Raw genomic sequence first — 17,985 nt, 5'->3', positions numbered from 1 at the left:
GTCTCGACCTTCGAAGGTCCACACCCGCGGTGACCAGCGCAGACCCGCGTTCGCACGGGTACGGCATGAGACCGGAAACAGCAACCAGGCGATCGATCAAAGTCCGCGGAAGGCATTGTCGCGAATGCTCGCCTCGCCGTCGGGAATGCGGCCGCCGACAGTCCAGTTCCGCAGGACCGCGACGCCCGAGGCCCTCTCCTCGTCTGGCAAGACCAGGACGAGGTGGCCCACGTGGTCGCTGTACTGGACGCGCACCCGGACGCCCGCGTCCGCGAGACGGCGCGCCACCGCACCGAGCTGGCCGGGGGTGCCCTGGTCGAGGCGGGCCAAGACGACCTCGCGCACCGACGCCGGCCCGAGGCCCGCGTCGTGGACCGCTCGCACGGCGCGCTCCGGTTCGTCCACCAGATAGTGCGCGACGCCGACGCCGTCGTGCATGAACACCCCGCCGCCCTCGATGCTCACGCCGGCGCGACCGAGGGCCTCCGCGAGGTCCGCGAGCGCTCCGACGTGATCGGGCAGGTGGACCTCGAGGTCGCGCAGCGTCATGCGGTCACGACCGCGGTCGGCATCGCCACAGCCCGCGCGAGCGGGTGCGCGTGGTCACAGTGCAGGTTGACGGCGTACGTGTGGCTGCCCATGACGCGACGGTAGGGGCGGGACGTTGCGGCGCTCGCCGAAGCGTGCTGGTCGTAGCGTGACGCCATGGCACGGGACCGGGACTTCACGACGGTCGGCCGGGCGCTCGCGGCGCCCGCGCGGTCGGTGTTCGTCAACCTGTTGATGGACGGCACGACGCGGCCCGCGGGCGAGCTCGCCCATGCGGCGGGCGTCAGCCCGTCGACCGCGTCGGAGCACCTGGGTGTCCTGGTCGACGCCGGCCTGGTGCGGTGCGAGCCGCGCGGCCGTCACCGGTACTACGCGCTGGCCGGGCCGGACGTCGCCACCGCGCTCGAGGCGCTGGGCGGGCTGACGGGCGACGCCCCGGTGACGAGCCTGCGGCGAAGCCGGGAGGCGGAGCGCCTGGCCGGGGCCCGGTTCTGCTACGACCACCTCGCCGGACGGCTCGGCGTCGCACTGACGGACGCGTGGGTCGAGCGCGGCTGGCTGGCCGACAGCGACACGCTTGCGCTGACGGCGGTGGGGAGCGACGGGCTGCGCGGGATCGGGGTCGACGTCGACGCGGCTGTCGGCGGCCGCCGCGCGACCACCCGGGCGTGCACGGACTGGACCGAGCGCCGTCCTCATCTGGCCGGGGCGCTCGGGGCAGCGGTCGGCGCACGGTTCCTGCGGGCCGGCTGGGTCGTGCGGGCACCGGCAGGCCGGGGCGTGCGGGTGACGCCGACCGGTCTCGACATGTTGCGCACCGCGTGGGGCATCGACAGCGACATCGCCCTGCCGACTGCCGGGTGACCGCCGCCGCAATGCACTTGCCACGCACGCGGCGGCGGGATGTGATCGCGCGGTGGCCGTCGAGCTGAGCACGCCGGACGTGGATGGGCTCGACGACGTCGTCCTGGCCCTGCGTGCGTGGCAGGACGATGCGACGCCCGTGCAGCTGCACCACGGCGACCTGGGGTGGCACTGGCGGTTCGGTGCCACGGCGACCGCGGCGGCGGTCCGCACCTGGAGCCGGGACGGCGACCTCCTCGCCGTCGGATTCCTGGACGGCGAGGACGTCCTGCGAGTCACCGTCGCTCCCACGGTGTGGCGGGACGACGAGCTCGCCGAGCAGGTCGCGTCCGACGTGTCCCGGCCGTCCCGCGGGGTCCTGCCGTCCGGGCGCGTGTCCGTCGAGTCACCCGACGGCACCCGGCTCCGCGACGTCCTGCGTTACGCGGGCTGGTCCGACGGTGAGGGGTGGACGCCGCTGCGGCGAGACCTCGGCGCCGTCGTGGAAGAGCCAGGGCTGCGCGTCGAGGTCGTGGAGCCGGACCACGAGTCGGAGTTCACGGCTGTGCACCGCGCCGCCTGGGGCACCCCTCGGTTCACCGACGACCTGTGGCGCACGATGGCGGCCGGCCTGGCGTACAGCGACGCGCGGTGCCTGCTCGGGCGCGACCGCATGGGCGTCGCGGTCGCGGGGGTGACGGTGTGGTCGGCCGGCCCGGGACGACCGGGGCTGCTCGAGCCCATGGGCGTACACCCGGACCACCGCGGCCGCGGCTACGGGCGGGCGATCTGCCTGGCCGCGGCGGCCGAGCTACGGCGGCTCGGGTCGTCGAGCGCCCTCGTCTGCACGCCGACCGCCCTCGTCCCCGCCGTCGCGACCTACGAGTCCGCCGGCTTCCGGCGACTGCCCGAGCGGTTCGACCTCACGCGGACCGTGTGACGCGCGGACCGATGGCAACGCGCCCGCGTCGTCGCTCGCCCACTGCCGATTACAGTGCTCCTCACCCGGGCCTCTAGCTCAACTGGCAGAGCAGCGGACTTTTAATCCGCGGGTTGTGGGTTCGATCCCCACGGGGCCCACCCGTCACGGCAGGCGACGTCGCGTCCTCGGCCGGGCTCCGCGAGGCGATCCGTGCACGTGCCGACCAGCCGGTGCCGGCACCCCGACGCGACGGACCGGGATTGCCCTCGACGACGTCGCTCCGCCACCATCGCGGCATGGACGAGAGCCTCACCACCCCGGCCCCGCGCGAGCGCGCCCGAGTCGTGCTCCTCGTCACCATGACGCTGGTCGGTGCCGTGCTGGTCGCGGTGGGGGCCGCGATCATCCAGCGGGGGCCCTTCAGCGTCGGCTGGTTCGCGTACGCGCCCGTCTCCACGCCGACGGTCTCGTACCCCAGCACCCCCTGGCACTGGGCGCCGTACCTGCTCGGCGCGGGCGGGATGCTGGTCGGTGGAGCCGTCGGGTACGTGCTGGCACGCCGGGCGGTCGCGACGCGCTGACGCTGGGCGACGTCGCCGTCGGGACACGCCCGGGACAGGTGTGACGGGGCCACGACGACCCACGCCGCCGCGACCCCGGATGACCAGCACGGTTCACGGTGCGGAGGTCGCGACGAGCCGCGCGCCGCCGACGCGGGCCTTCGGCCACAGGACCGCCGCGACGACGGTCGCACCGGCGCACACGCCCGCGAGCAGCAACGCGGTCGAGGTCAGCCCGGCGGCGCCGAGCCACCCGGCCAGCGGGTAGGTGACGAGCCAGCACGCGTGGGACAAGGAGAACTGCGCGGCGAACGCCGCGGGCCGGTCGCCGTCCGGCAGGTCGCGGGCGATCAGCCGCCCGACCGGCACCTCGGCACAGGCCCACCCTGCACCGACCGCGAGCCACAGCACGCAGACGGCGGCGAGCCCCGCACCCGCGGAAGCACCCAGCGCGAGCGGGATCGCGGCCGTCGCGACGGTGAGCGCGACGGCCCCGCCGAGCATCACGGTCCGCTCGGGGAGCCGCCCGAGCACCCGAGGCAGCAGCAGCGCGGCCGCCATCGACCCGGCGCCGTTGACGGCGAGCAGCACCGCGACCATGTCGTTCCCGAGGCCGAACGTCGAGCGCGCGACGACGACCGTCTGGACGAGCACGAACGCTCCGGCGGCCGCGACGGCGAGGTTGAGCGCGAGGACGGGCCGCAGCGACGGCGTGCGCACCAGCAGGGCGGCACCGTGCCGGACGCGGGCACCGAGGGGCAGCTCGGCGAACCCGGTCTCCCCGTCGCCCGACGCCACGACCTTCGGGACGACGAGCGACGCGACGAGCACGGCGGACGCGGCGAACCCGATCGCCGTGCCGACGAACAGCGCATGCGACGACACGACGAGCAGCAGCGCCGCCGCGAGCACGGGCGACAGGACCATCTCGAGGTCGTCGGCGAGCCGCGAGAACGACAGCGCCTGCGTGTAGGTGCGCTCGTCGGGCAGCACGTCGGGCACCACGGACTGCCACGTGGGCGTGTGCACGGCGGACGCCGCCTGCAGCAGGAAGACGAGCACGTACACCTGCCACGTCGCACCGACGAACGGCAGGCACAGCGCGATCCCCGCGCGCAGCACGTCCGCCGACACGAGCACGGCCCGGCGCGGCAAGCGCACGACGAGCGCGGCTGCGAGCGGCGCGACGACGACGTACGCGACCATCTTGATCGCGAACACCGTGCCGAGGACCCGGCCGGCGCCCGGACCCGCGACGTCGTACGCGAGCAGCCCGAGCGCCACGGTGGCGAGCCCGGTGCCCGCGAGCGAGATGACCTGGGCGGTGAAGAGCCTCCGGAACCGCGGGTCGGCGAGCGCGTTCACGGGGTCATACGGGCGCGGTGGTGCGCGGGGACGTCGTCGACCGCGTGCTGCGCCTGGTACACGGCCTGCGTGACGAGCGTGCGGGCGTGCTCGTCGACGAGCGAGTAGAACACCCGGTTGCCGTCCTGGCGGGTCTGGACGATGCGACCCCAGCGGAGCTTCGCCAGGTGCTGCGACACCGAGGTCGGGGACTTGTCGACGATGTCGGCGAGGTGGTTGACCGACAGCTCCTCGTCGCGCAGGGCGAGGATGATCCGGACGCGCGTCGGGTCGGCGAGCAGCGCGAACACCTCGACGGCCATGTCGACGTCGTGCGAGCCGACCTCGAGCCGGGGTTCCTGCGTATCTTCGTGCATGCGCAGATAGTAAGCCTGATCGCGGTACGTGAGGCATCTCCGCAGGCAGCTGGCCCGGACGGTCGTCGACCCGGAGCCGTCGAACCGGTTGCCCGTGCACCCCGGCGACGTGAACACTCGTCCTGGAGAGAGCCCCAGGTCGCCAGGGAGGCCGCATGCAGGCGCTCGACACCAGCACGCTCCCGGCGCGGGACCGGGCGGACGCGATCGTCACCCACCTGCGCGAGATCGCGCTCGCCTCCACCGTCGTGGTCCACGACCCCGACCGCGCGTTCATGTCGACGAGCGCCTACGACCTCGGCCGGGTCCAGCTCGTCCACCTGCGGCGGTCCGGCCTGTTCATCGAGGTCACGCGCGAGCGCGACGACGCACCTGCGACGCTCGCGATGATGCTCGGGTCGCAGGCGCGGGCGTCGCGCGAGCAGTTCGGGCACGTCGTCGAGCAGCGGGCCGGCGTCGTCGACATGGTCGAGCTGAACCAGCCCCACAAGGTGTGGAACCACTCGAGCCGCGACGGCTGGTGCCTCAAGGTGCCGATCGACTCGCTCGACCTCCCCGGACCGGTCGTCCGACGTGCCCGGCCGGCGCTCGCCACGAGCCCGCTGCAACGGGTCTACGCGAGCCACCTCCGGGCCCTGACGACCCGGGCGTCCGACCTCGCGCACGACGTCGCCGCCCCGCAGCTCGGGGACGCGACGATCGCCCTGACCCGAGCCGTCCTCAGCTCCGCGGCGGGCGAGGGCGCCCAGGTCCGCGACGCCCTGCACGAGTCGCTGCTCCCGCGGATCGACGTGTTCGTCCGCGAGCACCTGGGCGACCCCGACCTGGGCCCGCGGACCATCGCGGCCGCCCACCACATCTCGGTGCGGGTGCTCTACCGGCTCATGGCGGACGAGGGCCTCCAGCTCGAGCAGTGGGTGATCGACCAGCGTCTCGAGGCGGCCCGCCACGAGCTCGCGACGGGCCCACGCCGGAGCATCGCGGCCGTGGCTCACCGCTGGGCCTTCCCGACCCCGTCGCACTTCAGCCGTCGGTTCCGCGAGCGCTACGGCGTCACACCGCTCGACTGGCAGCGCGCCCACCGCTGACCACGTCGGCACGCACGGACAAGCACGCGGCACGCACGAGCAACTCCCGCGCCGCCACTCCTGCGAGCCTGGGCGGCACGCCCCGACCGTGAGGAGACACCATGACCGACCGCCCCGACACGATCGTCCTGGTCCACGGGCTCTGGATGACGCCACGCAGCTGGGAGGGCTGGGTGGCGCACTACGAGGCTCAGGGCTACCGCGTGCTCGCACCCGCCTACCCCGGCTTCGAGATCGAGGTCGAGGCCCTGCGGGAGAACGCCGACGTCATCTCCGGCCTCACCGTGCCGGACACCGTCGACCACCTGGCGTCGGTGATCGAAGCGCTCGACGTGCCGCCCGTGATCATCGGCCACTCGTTCGGCGGGACCCTGACGCAGTTGCTGCTCGCGCGCGGCCTCGGCGCAGCGGGCGTGGTCGTCGACTCGGCGCCGACCGAGGGCGTGCACGTCAGCCCCCTGTCCCAGGTGCGGTCGCTGTTCCCCGCGCTGAAGAACCCGGCCACCCGGCACCAGGCGGTGGCGTTCACGCCCGAGGAGTTCCACTACGCGTTCACCAACACGCTCAGCGAGGACGAGTCGCGCCAGGTCTGGGAGCGGTACGCCATCGCGGCGCCCGGGTACTGGGTGTGGGAGTACGGGCTGTTCGCCAACCTGAAGCCCGGCCACCAGGAGACGTGGGTCGACTACGCCGCCGACCGGGCACCGCTGCTGTTCGTCGCCGGCGAGAAGGACCACATCATGCCGCCGTCGGTGAACCGCTCGAACGCCAAGCACTACCAGCACTCGCCCGCCGTCACCGAGTACCGCGAGCTCGAGGGTCGCGACCACTGGACCTGCGGTGCGCCCGGCTGGGAAGCCGTCGCCGACCTCGCGCTGGGGTGGGCGCTCGAGCACGCCCGGACGGACCGGCCGTGGGCTGCCGCCTGACGCACCTCGGCGGTCCCACCGTGCTCGTCGAGCTCGACGGGTGGCGGATCCTCACGGACCCGACGTTCGACCCGCCGGGCCGCCGGTACGGGTTCGGCCTGGGCACGTCGTCGACCAAGACGGCGGGACCGGCGCTCGCGCCCGACGAGCTCGGTCGGGTCGACGTCGTCCTGCTCAGCCACGACCACCACGCCGACAACCTCGACGACCTGGGCCGGGCGCTCCTGCCGACGGTCGGCACCGTCGTGACGACCGTGGCCGGCGCCCGACGGCTGGCGGCGCCCCACGTGGTCGGGCTGCGGGCCGGGGGCGAGCTGCTCCTCGCCGGCGACGACCGGCCGCCGCTGACCGTCCGGGCGACGCCGTGCAGGCACGGACCACCGCTCAGCGGCCCGCTCGTCGGGCAGGTGGTCGGCTTCGTCCTGACGCTGGGCGAGTCCGACCGCGCCGCCCTGTGGATGACAGGTGACACCGTGCTGCACGGTCCGGTCCGGCGGCTCGCCGACCGGCTCGACATCGACGTCCTGCTCCTGCACCTCGGCGCCGTGCGGTTCCCGTCGACAGGGCCGCTGCGGTACTCGATGAGCAGCACGGACGCGCGCGAGCTCGTCCGCCGGGCCGATCCGCGCGTCGCCGTCCCGGTGCACTACGAGGGGTGGTCGCACTTCCGCGAGCCCGAGACGCACGCCCGCCGGACGCTGCCCGACCTCACGTGGCTCGTGCCGGGTCGCCCGACCGACGTGGGGGCCCCGACGGGCTGACGGCGTCGGCGTGCGCAGCAGCCCTTGCCGGGAGCGACGGTCATGCGAACCAGGACTGGCACAGCTCCGCGACCTGGGCCGACCCGTGGACATGCACGTCGACAGTGTCGGGGTCGCCGACGAACCAGCACAGCCTGACCGCGCCCATCCGCGTCTCGAGGACGACGTGGTCCTGCTCGTCGAGCGGCGCTGTCGCGACGACCGTCACGAGCGCCTTCCCGATCGCACCGGACAGGTCGCCCCGGAGCGCCCGTGCCAGGTGGGCGGCGAACCTGTCCCAGTCCGGCAGGTCGAACGACGTGGACCACTCGAGGGCATCGTCCGGGACGACGACAGCCACCGGCCGCCGCTCGAGGGCGGTCGCCAGGCGCCTGCGCGCGGCGGCGTGCCGCTTCGCGAGGTCCTCGACCCGCTTGTCGCGCAGCCACGGCTCCCACGGCATCTCCTGCGTCCCGGGCGAGACGGCGACGTGGTCCTCCGCGGTCGGCAGCGCCGGCTGGGGTCGGCGGAACTCGAACGCGTCCGGACCGAACAGCTCGCGCAGCTCGGCACGCGGGTCCGACGAACCGTCGGCGACCGGCGACGGACCGTCAGCGGTCCGCACGAGGACGCCGCCGGTGGCGAGCTCACGCGCACCCCGCACGTCGCGCAGCCCGGGTCGGCCGGCGAGGAACGCCGGTCCGAAGTAGTTGAGCCAGAACACGCCCGGGAGCTGGTTCACGATCGGGCCCCTCGGCAGGCGCGCGAAGGGGGTCACGTAGCCGTAGGCCGCATCCATCGCGACAACGAGGTCCTCGAGCAGCCCGGCAGCCTCCGCCAGCGCACCTGGTGCGGCCAACGTCCCGGACAACCAGTGCTGCGACACCTCGTGCCCGTCGAGCGAGTACTCCCACCGGCCGTCCTCCTGCGACCCGGACCAGCTCCCGCGACCGGGCAGCAGCGTGATCCGCCCGCCCTCGAAGTCCGGCCACCTGCCGTCGCGCCGGACGGTCAGCCACTCGACGGGCAGGCCGTGCTCGTGGAGCGTCCGCTCCATCGAGTCGTCGACGCGGATCCGTGCGGGGTCGCCGCCGACCTTCACAGGTCGCAGCAGCGGGTGCGCGTCGAAGGCCCGGCCGACCGCCGAGGCCCGGTCGGGGGTCATGTCGGCGAACGAGGTGATCGCGAGGAGGAGGCCGTCCACGCGGGCAGTCTTCCAGCGGACTCCCCCGCCGTCGCCGTCGGACGTCAGGCGTCCCCGGTCGGCGACGCGGACCGGTGCCCCGGGTGGTGCCGGTGCTCCATGCCGAGGGACAGCAGCGCCCACAGGGCGACGCACCCCGCGGCGACCGCCACCGCGACGCACGCCCAGTCGCCGCCGGTCACCCGACCGGTCACGTGGATCGCGTCGCGGACGACTGCGGCCACGGCGGACACGGCGACCGCCGCGGTCGCGACCCACACTCGGTGGGCGCGCAGGATCGGCACGAATCGGGGCATGACGTCGACGGTACGGGCGGCACCCGTAGGGGCGCGCGGGCCCTTCGTCCCCTCGTGTCCATGTCGGTGCCGGGCGTCATGATGGCGCGCATGACCGTGCAGGTGCTCCCCGCCGTCGGGCGGTACGACGACTTCGTCGAGGTCGTCGGCGTGAAGAAGCCGGGCGGCAGCGGGTGCTGGTGCATGGCGTACCGCGACAGCCGCGTGCCGAATGAGGAGCGCGCGCAGTACATGCGCGACGAGTGCGCGCAGGAGCCGGGACCGGGCGTGCTGGCGTACGTGGACGACGAGGTCGCGGGGTGGTCGTCGGTCGCACCACGCAGCTCGTACCGGCGGCTCATGCGCTCGCGGACCATCCCGTTCGTCGACGACCGCGACGCGTGGAGCGTCGTCTGCTTCGTCGTGCGGCCGCGCTTCCGGGGGCGCGGGCTCATGCACGACCTGCTCGCAGGGGCCGTGGCGCACGCGGCCGCGTCCGGCGCCCAGGTCGTCGAGGGCTACCCGGTGGACGTCGGCGAGGGTGACCGGGTCGACCTGATCTCCGGGTACGTGGGGACGCGGCGCCTGTTCGAGGCCGCGGGGTTCACCCGGGCCGCCGAGACGACGGGCCACAGCGGCGGCCGGCCACGCGTGCTCATACGCCGCGAGCTCGGGACCTGACGGCACCGGCGCACCTCGCCCGCCGTGGATGCTCGCCCGTCAGCGCGCCTCGCGTCAGCGCTTCTCGGGCGCGCGCCCCCGTACCTCGTCGGCCGCGAACCGCCGGTGCGAGTCGGCGAGCTTCGCCCGCGCGGCGGCCCCGAGGTCGACACCCAGCACGTCGGCCAGGCACACGAGGTAGACGAGCACGTCGGCCATCTCCTCCGCCGCCCGGGCCCGCCGCTCGGGCGCGGCGAACGCCTCGACGGCGGTCGCGGCGGGGACCCACTGGAACAGCTCCGCGAGCTCGCCGACCTCGCCGACGAGCGCGAGGATCACCGACTTCGGGTCGTGGAACTGCTGCCAGTCCCGCTCGGTGCTGAACTCCCGCACGAGCCGCGTCAGCTCGGCGATCTCCCGCTCGCGGGCCGCGGGCGCGGACTCGGCGAGACCCGGGGTGGTCGGCTCGTTCACGCCGCCCAGCCTGGCACGCGAGCGCACGACGGGTCACCGTCCCGTCGTCGCTACGGGTTGCCTGGACAAACTCGTGCCCGAATCCTGCACATTCGATGGCATTTGCACACCAGAATGCTGACCGCGACGCCCGTCGCCGTCAGGTCGCGGTCATGCACTGACGAAGGCTCACGAAACGAGGCCCCATGTACCACCTACGCCGACGCGCCACCTTGCTGCTCAGCGCCCTCCTGCTCGCGTGCACCGGCCTGGTCGCGTCGTCCACCGTCGCCAACGCGGCCACGGCACCCAGCGGCACCGGGTACTGGGACCACACCGTCGTGCGCGTGAAGGCGCGCTACTACAACCAGGTGGACTTCAACCACCAGATCGCGCGCGTCTACCAGCAGCCCGGCCAGACCGCCTCCATCGCCTCGGGCAAGACGGCCACGCGCACCATCCAGGTGGGCGGCGGCATGACGCGGTCGGGCATCGCCGCGAACCTCAGCATCAGCAGCGCGACGTCCGTGACCGTGACCGTCGGCTGCAACTCGGTGATCCCGAAGGGCAACACCTACCTGGCGGCCTACCCGGTCGGCACGCAGATCTACTACGAGGTCGTCGAGACGTGGGTGAGCACCCCGTCGAACAAGCGGACCGAGTTCTCGAGCGGTCTGCTCATGGCCTTCAACCCGACGGCCAACCAGATCTACTGCCACACGTACTGAGCAGCACGACGTCCGCCGTCGAGGCGTGACGGACGGCCGCGGCCCTGCCCGACGACCTCGGACAGGGCCGCGGTGCGTGGAGCAGCACCGCCCGACGTCAGGACGCGCGCATGCCTCGCCCCGGGTCCTGCGGCCATGATGTCCGGATGGAGCTCGGGTTCACGGGCGGTGTCGCCCTGATCGTGCTGCTCGGCGTCGGCGGGCAGGTGCTCGGGCGGGTCACGCGGGTGCCGTCCATCATCGTGCTGCTCCTGCTGGGCCTGCTGGTGGGACCCGTGCTCGGCTGGCTCCATCCCGAGGCCATCTTCGGCGACATCCTCTTCCCGCTGGTCACGATGGCGGTGTCGCTCCTGCTCTTCGAGGAGTCGCTCAAGCTGGACCTCGGCCGCCTGGGCGGGGGCGCGCGGCGACCGGTGATCGGGCTCGTCACGCTCGGCGCGGTCCTCACGGGCGTCGGCGCGTCTGTCGCCGCCTGGGCGATCCTCGACCTGACGCCGGCCCGCGCGGCGGTGATCGGCGCGATCGTCATCGTCTCCGGGCCGACCGTGGTGGGGCCGCTGCTCGCGATCATCCGGCCGAAGCAGCCGCTCGAGTCGGTGCTCGCGTTCGAGGGCATCTTCATCGACCCGATCGGCGCGACCGTGGCGCTCGGCGCGGTGCACGTCGCACTGCACGGGGACCCGCCGCGGCTCGGCCTCACCAGCCTCGCCGGGATCGTCTCGGGGCTGCTCGGGGCGGCGCTGTACGTCGTCGTCGTCCGCTCGGGGTGGGTGCCGGCGCCCGTCCAGGTCGCGCTCGCGGTCGCGGTCGCGCTCGCGGCCTTCGCCGGCGCGGAGGCGGTGCGCGACGAGGCCGGGCTCTTCGCGACGACCGCGATGGGTGTCGCGCTCGCGAACCAGCGGTTCGTGCCGGTCGGGGCGCTGCACGAGTTCGGCAGCCACGTGGGTCTGCTGATCGTGGGGTCGTTGTTCATCGTCCTGGCCGCGCTGGTGGACCTCGACGCCCTGCTGCACTACCTGCCCGTGACGCTCGTCGTCGTCGCGCTGCTGGCCCTCGTCGTGCGGCCGGTCGCCGCGTGGCTCTCGACGGCCCGCAGCGTCCTGACGGGTCGGGAACGGGCGATGGTGGCGTGGATGGCGCCGCGCGGCGTCGTCGCCGCGTCGACCGCCTCGGTGTTCACCATCCGCTTCGACCAGGCCGGCACGCCGTTCCCGCAGCTCGTCCCGGTGGTCTTCGGGATCGTCCTGACCACCGCGGTCCTGTACGGGCTGACGGGTCCGCTCGTCGCGCGGGCCCTCGGCGTCCGCGGGTCCGACGCGGTCGCGCTGGACGAGGAGGGCGCCCCGCTCGTCGCGGGATGAGCGTCACCGCGGGGCCGTGGCCGTCCCGTGACCATCTCGGTATCTGGATGTTACTTGTCGGTAAGACAAGCGTTTCCTGCGTGACTTGTGTGTGTTAGACATCCCTCCATCACGCACCAGCCGGAGTGGCCTGGGTCACAGGTCCCGGCTCCAGACGAAAGAGGTAGCGGATGTCTTCCGTTGCGAAGAACCGGCGCCGCGCGCTCGCGGCGACCGCGGGCATCGCCGCCACGGCCCTCGTCCTCGCCGCCTGCAGCGGCAACGGCAACGACGGCGGCAGCACCGACAGCGCCGACAACGGCGGCAGCGGTGGTGCGCTGACCATCGGCACCACGGACAAGGTCGTCACGCTCGACCCGGCTGGCTCGTACGACAACGGCTCGCTCGGCGTCCAGACGCAGGTCTTCGCGTTCCTCATGAACTCCCCGTACGGCACGTCGGACGTCGAGCCCGACGCCGCCGAGTCCGCCGAGTTCACGAGCCCGACGGAGTACACCGTCAAGCTCAAGCCCGGCCTGAAGTTCGCCAACGGCCACGAGCTGACGGCGTCCGACGTGAAGTTCACGTTCGACCGCCAGCTCAAGATCGCCGCGCCCGACGGCCCCTCGTCGCTTCTCTACAACCTCGACTCGACGGACGCCGTGGACGACACGACCGTCGTGTTCCACCTCAAGGCCGGCAACGACCAGGTCTTCCCGCAGATCCTGTCGAGCTTCCCCGGCGCGATCGTCGACGAGGAGGTCTTCTCCCCCGACGAGCTCACCCCGGACCAGGACATCGTCAAGGCCAACGCCTTCGCCGGCCAGTACGTCATCACCGCGTACGACTTCAACAACCTGATCTCGTACAAGGCGAACCCGGACTACCAGGGCCTGCTCGGCAAGGCGAAGACCGACGAGGTCAACGTCAAGTACTACGCCGACTCCTCCAACCTCAAGCTCGAGGTGCAGCAGGGCAACATCGACGTCGCCTACCGCAGCCTCGCGGCCACCGACATCGAGGACCTGCGCGGCGACGACAAGGTCAAGGTCGTCGACGGCCCCGGCGGCGAGATCCGCTACATCGTCTTCAACTTCGACACGCAGCCGTACGGCGCCAAGACGGCGGAGGCCGACCCGGCCAAGGCCCTCGCGGTGCGGCAGGCCGTCGCCGACCTGATCGACCGCCAGGAGCTGTCGGACCAGGTCTACAAGGGCACCTACACGCCGCTGTACTCGTTCGTCGCGGAGGGTCTGACCGGCGCCAACGAGGCGCTCAAGGGTCTGTACGGCGACGGCAACGGCGGGCCCGACGCCGACAAGGCGAAGTCGACCCTCGAGGCCGCCGGCGTCTCCGTCCCGGTCAAGCTGAGCCTGCAGTACTCGAACGACCACTACGGCCCGTCGTCGGGTGACGAGTACGGCCTCATCAAGGACCAGCTCGAGAAGGACGGCCTGTTCACGGTCGACCTGCAGACCACCGAGTGGGTGCAGTACTCCAAGGACCGCGTCTCCGACGTCTACCCGGCCTACCAGCTCGGCTGGTTCCCGGACTACTCCGACGCCGACAACTACCTGACGCCGTTCTTCCTCAAGGAGAACTTCCTCGCCAACCACTACGACAACCCGACCGTCAACGACATGATCCTGCAGCAGGCCACGACGCCGGACCCGGCCGCGCGCACCGCGCTCATCGGCCAGATCCAGGACGCCGTCGCGAAGGACCTGTCGACGGTCCCGTACCTGCAGGGTGCGCAGGTCGCCGTCGTCGGCAAGGACGTCAACGGCGCGGAGGACACGCTCGACGCGTCCTTCAAGTTCCGCTACGGCGCTCTCTCCAAGGGCTGAGGGCTGAGCACGAGCTAGTACCACCGGGCCGGTCGGCCCGTCCTGCACACCACGCGGGGCGGGCCGGCCGGCCTGACCGGCATGGTGCCCACCTCGCACCTTCGCAGCACAGGCAGGATTCCCATGACCTCCATCACCACGGGCGCGCCGACGGACGCCGTACCCGTCGAGACACCCGACGCCCCGGGCAAGCCCCGACGACGCACCGGCGGGGGGCTCGGCCGCTACCTGCTGGTCCGCTTCCTGCTGATCTTCCCCACGATCTTCATCCTCGTGACGACCGTCTTCATCCTGATGCGGACCACGGGCGACCCGATCACCGCCGCGCTCGGCGGCCGGCTGACGCCCCAGCAGCTCCAGGAGCGGATCCACGAGGCCGGCTACGACCGGCCGCTGCTCACGCAGTACCTCGACTACCTCGGCGGCATCGTCCGCGGCGACTTCGGGACCACGATCTCGGACCACCGCCTCGTGACCGACGTGATCCTCACGTACGGCGCCGCGACGCTCGAGCTCACGTTCTACGCGCTGATCGTCGCGTTCGCCGTGGGCGTCCCGCTGGGCCGCATCGCCGCCGCCCGCCGGGACAAGGTGCCCGACGCGGGCCTGCGGGTCGGCGCGATCCTCGCCTACGCGACGCCGGTGTTCTTCGCGGGCATGCTGCTCAAGCTCACGTTCTCCGTGTGGCTCAACGCGCTCCCCGTGTCCGGGCGGGCGTCGACCGGCACCGAGATCCAGATGCAGCTGCACAGCTCCAAGACCGGCATCTACCTGATCGACGCGCTCAGCACGGGCGACAGCGAGGTCGTCCTCGACGTGCTGCGGCACGCGATCCTGCCTGCCGTCACGCTCGGCCTGCTCACCGCCGGCGTGTTCCTGCGGCTCGTGCGCACCAACGTCATCGGCACGCTGTCGTCCGGCTACGTCGAGGCGGCGCGCTCGCGCGGCGTCTCGGAGCGGCGCCTGCTGAAGAAGCACGCGTGGCGGCCCGCCCTCGTGCCGATCATCACCGTCATCGGTCTGCAGATCGCGCTCCTGCTGGGCGGCGCGGTGCTGACCGAGACCACGTTCGAGTGGAAGGGCCTGGGCTTCCAGCTGGTGCAGTACCTGCTGGCCCGCGACTTCGTCGCCGTGCAGGGCCTCGTCGCCCTGCTGGCCGTGGTCGTGGCCCTGACCAACTTCGTCGTCGACGTGATCGCGGCGCTCGTCGACCCGAGGATCCGGTACTGATGACCACCACCACAGCCCCCGTGCGGGAGCCGCTCTACAAGCGCCTGCCCGTCGTCCACCAGCTCCGCACGAGCGTCGGCCTGCAGCGCGGCATGCTCATCGCCGGTCTCGTGCTCACCGCGCTGTTCGTCCTCACGGCGATCTTCGCCCCGCTGCTCGCGCCCTACGGCTACGCGCAGCTGCGCGCCGACGGCGTCCCGTTCGGCTCGCAGCAGCCCCCGTCCGCCGCGCACCTGTGGGGCACCACCGTCGGCGGGTACGACGTGCTGTCCCGCGTCATCTGGGGCGCTCGCACCGCGCTGCTCGTCATGCTCGTCGCCGTGGTGCTGTCGAGCATCGTCGGCATCCTGCTCGGCCTCGTGTCGGCGTACTTCGGCGGCTGGCTCGACCGCACGCTCGTCGTGGTCGCCGACGCGATCTACGCATTCCCGTCCCTGCTGCTCGCGATCGTCGTCGCCATCGTCATCAGCGGCGGCCAGTCGTCGATGTGGGGCGGCATCCTCGCGGCGGCCATCTCGATCACCGTCGTGTTCATCCCGCAGTACTTCCGGGTGGTCCGCGCGGAGGTCGTCCGGATCAAGGCCGAGGCGTTCGTCGAGTCGGCGCGCGTCATCGGCGCGAGCCACACCCGGATCATGACCCGCCACGTGCTGCGCAACTCGACCCGCACGCTGCCGCTGATCATGACGCTCAACTGCTCGGAGGCCGTGCTCACGCTCGCCGGCCTCGGCTTCCTGGGCTTCGGCATCGAGCCGACGTCCGCCGCCGAGTGGGGCTACGACCTGTTCAAGGCCCTGTCCGACGTCACGAGCGGCATCTGGTGGACGTCGATCTTCCCGGGCACCGCGATCGTGCTGACCGTGCTCGGCGTGACGCTCGTCGGCGAGTCGCTCAACGACCTCGCCGACCCGCGCCTGCGCACCCGCCGGGCCGCCGCGCAGCTCGCGGGCGAGGTCGGCACCGCGTCCGTCGTCCCGGGTGGCGTGCTCGCCGCCGGCCCCGAGGGCTTCGAGGGACTCGGCGCCTTCGAGGGCCCGTCCGACACCCCCCTCGCCGGCCCCACGGCCGAGGACGGAGCAGACCGATGAGCACCACCCCCGTCGTGGACATCCGCGACCTGAAGATCACGTTCGCGACCGACCGGGGCTCCGTCGCCGCCGTCTCGGGCGTCAGCCTCACCGTCGCGCCGGGCGAGGTCCTCGCGATCGTCGGCGAGTCGGGCTCCGGCAAGACGGTCACGGCCCGCACGATCCTCGGCCTGCTCCCGTCGACCGCGACGACCGAGGGCGCCGTGCTGCTCTCGCACCGGGACGGCTCGGAGCAGCTCGACGTCACGAAGCTCAAGGGCTCGGCCCTGCGCGACGTGCGCGGGCGGGACGCCGCGATGGTGTTCCAGGAGCCGTCGAGCGTGCTCAACCCGGTGTTCCCGGTGGGCTGGCAGATCATCGAGGGCCTGCGGTCGCACACGCGGATGTCGCGCGCCGAGGCCAAGGCGAAGGCGGTCGACGTGCTGCGCCGGGTCGGGATCCCCGACGCCGAGCACCGCGTCGACTACTACCCGCACCAGTTCTCGGGAGGGCAGAAGCAGCGCATCGTCATCGCGCAGGCGGTCTCGCTCAACCCCGGCCTGATCATCGCGGACGAGCCGACCACGGCCCTCGACGTCACGGTCCAGGCCGAGATCCTCGAGCTGCTGCGGCGCCTGCCGCAGGAGTTCGGCTCGTCGGTCGTGATCATCACCCACAACATGGGCGTCGTGGCCGACCTGGCCGACCGGGTGGCCGTCATGTACGACGGCGAGATCGTCGAGCAGGCGGACGTCCGCACGCTCTTCGAGTCCCCGGAGCACCCGTACACGCGCGCGCTGCTCGACGCGGTCCCGCGCGTCGGCGGCACCCGGCTGCGCACGCACGAGCCGCTCGACGTGGACGGCACGAGCGCCGCGTTCGCGACGCCCGCGGTCGACCCGACGGCCACCCCGGTGGTCGAGGCGAAGGACCTGCGGATCGTGTACCCCGGTCGCCTCCGGCAGCCCGGGTTCACGGCGGTCGACGGCGTCGACCTCGTGATCCGGCCCGGCGAGGTCCTCGGCCTGGTCGGGGAGTCGGGCAGCGGCAAGACGACGATCGGCCGGGCCATCGCCGGTCTCACGCCGATCACCGACGGATCGCTGCAGGTGCTCGGCGTCGAGATGCGCGGCGTCAAGGAGCGGACGTTCCGGCCGGTGCGCAAGCGCATCGGGTTCGTGTTCCAGGACCCGGCGACGAGCTTCAACCCGCTGCTCACGATCGCGCAGTGCGTCGCCGAGCCGCTCGTCGTCCACGGCGTCGCGGCCGACCCGCACGACGCCCGAGCCCGCGTCGACGAGCTCATGGAGGCCGTCCAGCTGCCCGCCGCGTACGGCGACCGGTTCCCGCACGAGCTGTCCGGCGGTCAGCGCCAGCGCGCGTCGCTCGCCCGGGCGCTCGCGCTCGACCCGGAGCTGCTCATCGCCGACGAGCCGACGTCGGCCCTGGACGTGTCGGTGCAGGCGCGCGTGCTCGACCTGTTCGCGCGGCTGCAGGCCGAGCTCGGCTTCGCGTGCCTGTTCATCAGCCACGACCTCGCGGTCGTCGACCTGCTCGCCGACCGCATCGCGGTGCTGCATCGCGGCGTGCTCGTCGAGGAGGGCACGGGCGACCAGGTGCTCGGCGCACCGCAGCACCCGTACACGCAGCGGCTGCTCGCGTCGCTGCCCGTCCCCGACCCGGTGGAGCAGGCCGCCCGCCGGGAGGCGTGGAACCAGCTGCGCAGCAGCTGACCCCGGACTGACGGCCGCGGGCGCCTCCCTGATCGGGCGCCCGCGGCCGTCGCTCGTCCGTCCGCCGCGCGGCGGGCCTCGCCGGGCCTCACACTC

19 protein-coding genes and 1 tRNA gene are annotated in these 17,985 nt (G+C 72.8%); 14 read left to right on the top strand and 6 right to left on the bottom strand.

Features of this window, described 5'->3' with window-relative positions; genetic code table 11:
- Positions 1–96 precede the first annotated feature (96 nt).
- On the bottom strand, positions 97–549 hold the full coding sequence (locus J7523_RS10020) for a hypothetical protein (protein ID WP_291885682.1): 453 nt from the start codon (positions 547–549) through the stop codon (positions 97–99).
- Between the two features lie 156 nt (positions 550–705).
- Between J7523_RS10020 and J7523_RS10015 the strand changes: the two genes are divergently transcribed.
- The 4 genes from J7523_RS10015 to J7523_RS10000 all read left to right on the top strand — a co-directional run bounded on the left by J7523_RS10015 (position 706) and on the right by J7523_RS10000 (position 2,895).
- Positions 706–1,413: a winged helix-turn-helix domain-containing protein gene (locus J7523_RS10015; RefSeq protein ID WP_291885679.1), complete on the top strand. Its 708-nt coding sequence runs from the start codon at positions 706–708 to the stop codon at positions 1,411–1,413.
- 52 nt (positions 1,414–1,465) lie between these two features.
- Positions 1,466–2,332: a GNAT family N-acetyltransferase gene (locus J7523_RS10010; protein WP_291885677.1), complete on the top strand. Its 867-nt coding sequence runs from the start codon at positions 1,466–1,468 to the stop codon at positions 2,330–2,332.
- A gap of 67 nt (positions 2,333–2,399) precedes the next feature.
- Positions 2,400–2,472: transfer RNA gene (locus J7523_RS10005), tRNA-Lys, on the top strand.
- Between the two features lie 138 nt (positions 2,473–2,610).
- Complete coding sequence (locus tag J7523_RS10000; RefSeq protein ID WP_291885674.1) at positions 2,611–2,895, top strand: hypothetical protein; 285 nt, start codon at positions 2,611–2,613, stop codon at positions 2,893–2,895.
- A gap of 93 nt (positions 2,896–2,988) precedes the next feature.
- Here J7523_RS10000 and J7523_RS09995 read toward each other — a convergent pair whose 3' ends face one another.
- On the bottom strand, positions 2,989–4,239 hold the full coding sequence (locus J7523_RS09995) for an MFS transporter (protein WP_291885670.1): 1,251 nt from the start codon (positions 4,237–4,239) through the stop codon (positions 2,989–2,991).
- On the bottom strand, positions 4,236–4,595 hold the full coding sequence (locus J7523_RS09990; protein ID WP_291885667.1) for a metalloregulator ArsR/SmtB family transcription factor: 360 nt from the start codon (positions 4,593–4,595) through the stop codon (positions 4,236–4,238). The genes J7523_RS09995 and J7523_RS09990 overlap by 4 nt, the downstream gene beginning before the upstream one ends.
- 155 nt (positions 4,596–4,750) lie before the next feature.
- On the opposite strand from J7523_RS09990, the gene J7523_RS09985 reads away from it, so the two are divergent.
- From J7523_RS09985 to J7523_RS09975, 3 genes are all read left to right on the top strand, one after another.
- Positions 4,751–5,683 carry a helix-turn-helix domain-containing protein gene (locus J7523_RS09985; RefSeq protein ID WP_291885665.1) on the top strand — a complete coding sequence of 311 codons (933 nt, stop codon included), beginning with the start codon at positions 4,751–4,753 and terminating at the stop codon, positions 5,681–5,683.
- A 101-nt stretch (positions 5,684–5,784) separates the two neighbouring features.
- On the top strand, positions 5,785–6,612 hold the full coding sequence (locus J7523_RS09980) for an alpha/beta fold hydrolase (protein ID WP_291885662.1): 828 nt from the start codon (positions 5,785–5,787) through the stop codon (positions 6,610–6,612).
- Positions 6,597–7,373: an MBL fold metallo-hydrolase gene (locus tag J7523_RS09975; RefSeq protein ID WP_291885659.1), complete on the top strand. Its 777-nt coding sequence runs from the start codon at positions 6,597–6,599 to the stop codon at positions 7,371–7,373. Before J7523_RS09980 ends, J7523_RS09975 begins: the two co-directional genes overlap by 16 nt.
- Before the next feature lie 40 nt (positions 7,374–7,413).
- Here the strand turns inward: J7523_RS09975 and J7523_RS09970 are convergent, their stop codons facing one another.
- Together J7523_RS09970 and J7523_RS09965 are read right to left on the bottom strand one after the other, a co-directional pair.
- On the bottom strand, positions 7,414–8,556 hold the full coding sequence (locus J7523_RS09970) for a hypothetical protein (RefSeq protein ID WP_291885656.1): 1,143 nt from the start codon (positions 8,554–8,556) through the stop codon (positions 7,414–7,416).
- 44 nt (positions 8,557–8,600) lie between these two features.
- Positions 8,601–8,852, bottom strand: a complete 252-nt coding sequence (locus J7523_RS09965) for a hypothetical protein (protein ID WP_291885653.1) — start codon at positions 8,850–8,852, stop codon at positions 8,601–8,603.
- 90 nt (positions 8,853–8,942) lie between these two features.
- Between J7523_RS09965 and J7523_RS09960 the strand changes: the two genes are divergently transcribed.
- Positions 8,943–9,512, top strand: coding sequence for a GNAT family N-acetyltransferase (locus J7523_RS09960; protein WP_291885651.1), 570 nt, complete (start codon positions 8,943–8,945; stop codon positions 9,510–9,512).
- A 54-nt stretch (positions 9,513–9,566) separates the two neighbouring features.
- Here J7523_RS09960 and J7523_RS09955 read toward each other — a convergent pair whose 3' ends face one another.
- A complete protein-coding gene (locus J7523_RS09955; RefSeq protein WP_291885648.1) occupies positions 9,567–9,965 on the bottom strand; it encodes a nucleotide pyrophosphohydrolase in 399 nt (132 codons plus the stop codon).
- A gap of 185 nt (positions 9,966–10,150) precedes the next feature.
- Between J7523_RS09955 and J7523_RS09950 the strand changes: the two genes are divergently transcribed.
- The 6 genes from J7523_RS09950 to J7523_RS09925 all read left to right on the top strand — a co-directional run bounded on the left by J7523_RS09950 (position 10,151) and on the right by J7523_RS09925 (position 17,889).
- The gene (locus J7523_RS09950) at positions 10,151–10,672 is read left to right on the top strand and encodes a hypothetical protein (protein WP_291885645.1); all 522 of its coding nucleotides are present in this window, start codon (positions 10,151–10,153) and stop codon (positions 10,670–10,672) included.
- Positions 10,673–10,818: 146 nt separating this feature from the next.
- Positions 10,819–12,033, top strand: a complete 1,215-nt coding sequence (locus J7523_RS09945; protein ID WP_291885643.1) for a cation:proton antiporter — start codon at positions 10,819–10,821, stop codon at positions 12,031–12,033.
- Between the two features lie 170 nt (positions 12,034–12,203).
- Positions 12,204–13,859 carry an ABC transporter substrate-binding protein gene (locus J7523_RS09940; protein WP_291885641.1) on the top strand — a complete coding sequence of 552 codons (1,656 nt, stop codon included), beginning with the start codon at positions 12,204–12,206 and terminating at the stop codon, positions 13,857–13,859.
- A 123-nt stretch (positions 13,860–13,982) separates the two neighbouring features.
- The gene (locus J7523_RS09935) at positions 13,983–15,089 is read left to right on the top strand and encodes an ABC transporter permease (protein WP_291885640.1); all 1,107 of its coding nucleotides are present in this window, start codon (positions 13,983–13,985) and stop codon (positions 15,087–15,089) included.
- A complete protein-coding gene (locus J7523_RS09930) occupies positions 15,089–16,177 on the top strand; it encodes an ABC transporter permease (protein WP_291885638.1) in 1,089 nt (362 codons plus the stop codon). The genes J7523_RS09935 and J7523_RS09930 overlap by 1 nt, the downstream gene beginning before the upstream one ends.
- Positions 16,174–17,889, top strand: a complete 1,716-nt coding sequence (locus J7523_RS09925) for an ABC transporter ATP-binding protein (protein ID WP_291885636.1) — start codon at positions 16,174–16,176, stop codon at positions 17,887–17,889. Before J7523_RS09930 ends, J7523_RS09925 begins: the two co-directional genes overlap by 4 nt.
- The last annotated feature ends 96 nt before the right edge of the window (positions 17,890–17,985 follow it).

Source organism: Cellulomonas sp., assembly GCF_017744555.1.
Classification (GTDB): Bacteria; Actinomycetota; Actinomycetes; order Actinomycetales; family Cellulomonadaceae; genus Cellulomonas.
This window is presented reverse-complemented; position numbering and strand designations above follow the sequence as displayed.

What these genes read in the sequence shown, in the direction of transcription:
- J7523_RS10015 (WP_291885679.1), top strand. Translation starts at nt 706, where the DNA reads ATGGCACGGGACCGGGACTTCACGACGGTCGGCCGGGCGCTCGCGGCG.
- J7523_RS09925 (WP_291885636.1), top strand. Translation starts at nt 16,174, where the DNA reads ATGAGCACCACCCCCGTCGTGGACATCCGCGACCTGAAGATCACGTTC.
- J7523_RS10020 (WP_291885682.1), bottom strand. Translation starts at nt 549, where the DNA reads ATGACGCTGCGCGACCTCGAGGTCCACCTGCCCGATCACGTCGGAGCG.
- J7523_RS09960 (WP_291885651.1), top strand. Translation starts at nt 8,943, where the DNA reads ATGACCGTGCAGGTGCTCCCCGCCGTCGGGCGGTACGACGACTTCGTC.
- J7523_RS09965 (WP_291885653.1), bottom strand. Translation starts at nt 8,852, where the DNA reads ATGCCCCGATTCGTGCCGATCCTGCGCGCCCACCGAGTGTGGGTCGCG.
- J7523_RS09990 (WP_291885667.1), bottom strand. Translation starts at nt 4,595, where the DNA reads ATGCACGAAGATACGCAGGAACCCCGGCTCGAGGTCGGCTCGCACGAC.
- J7523_RS09935 (WP_291885640.1), top strand. Translation starts at nt 13,983, where the DNA reads ATGACCTCCATCACCACGGGCGCGCCGACGGACGCCGTACCCGTCGAG.
- J7523_RS09985 (WP_291885665.1), top strand. Translation starts at nt 4,751, where the DNA reads ATGCAGGCGCTCGACACCAGCACGCTCCCGGCGCGGGACCGGGCGGAC.
- J7523_RS09980 (WP_291885662.1), top strand. Translation starts at nt 5,785, where the DNA reads ATGACCGACCGCCCCGACACGATCGTCCTGGTCCACGGGCTCTGGATG.
- J7523_RS09930 (WP_291885638.1), top strand. Translation starts at nt 15,089, where the DNA reads ATGACCACCACCACAGCCCCCGTGCGGGAGCCGCTCTACAAGCGCCTG.
- J7523_RS09945 (WP_291885643.1), top strand. Translation starts at nt 10,819, where the DNA reads ATGGAGCTCGGGTTCACGGGCGGTGTCGCCCTGATCGTGCTGCTCGGC.
- J7523_RS09940 (WP_291885641.1), top strand. Translation starts at nt 12,204, where the DNA reads ATGTCTTCCGTTGCGAAGAACCGGCGCCGCGCGCTCGCGGCGACCGCG.
- J7523_RS09950 (WP_291885645.1), top strand. Translation starts at nt 10,151, where the DNA reads ATGTACCACCTACGCCGACGCGCCACCTTGCTGCTCAGCGCCCTCCTG.
- J7523_RS10000 (WP_291885674.1), top strand. Translation starts at nt 2,611, where the DNA reads ATGGACGAGAGCCTCACCACCCCGGCCCCGCGCGAGCGCGCCCGAGTC.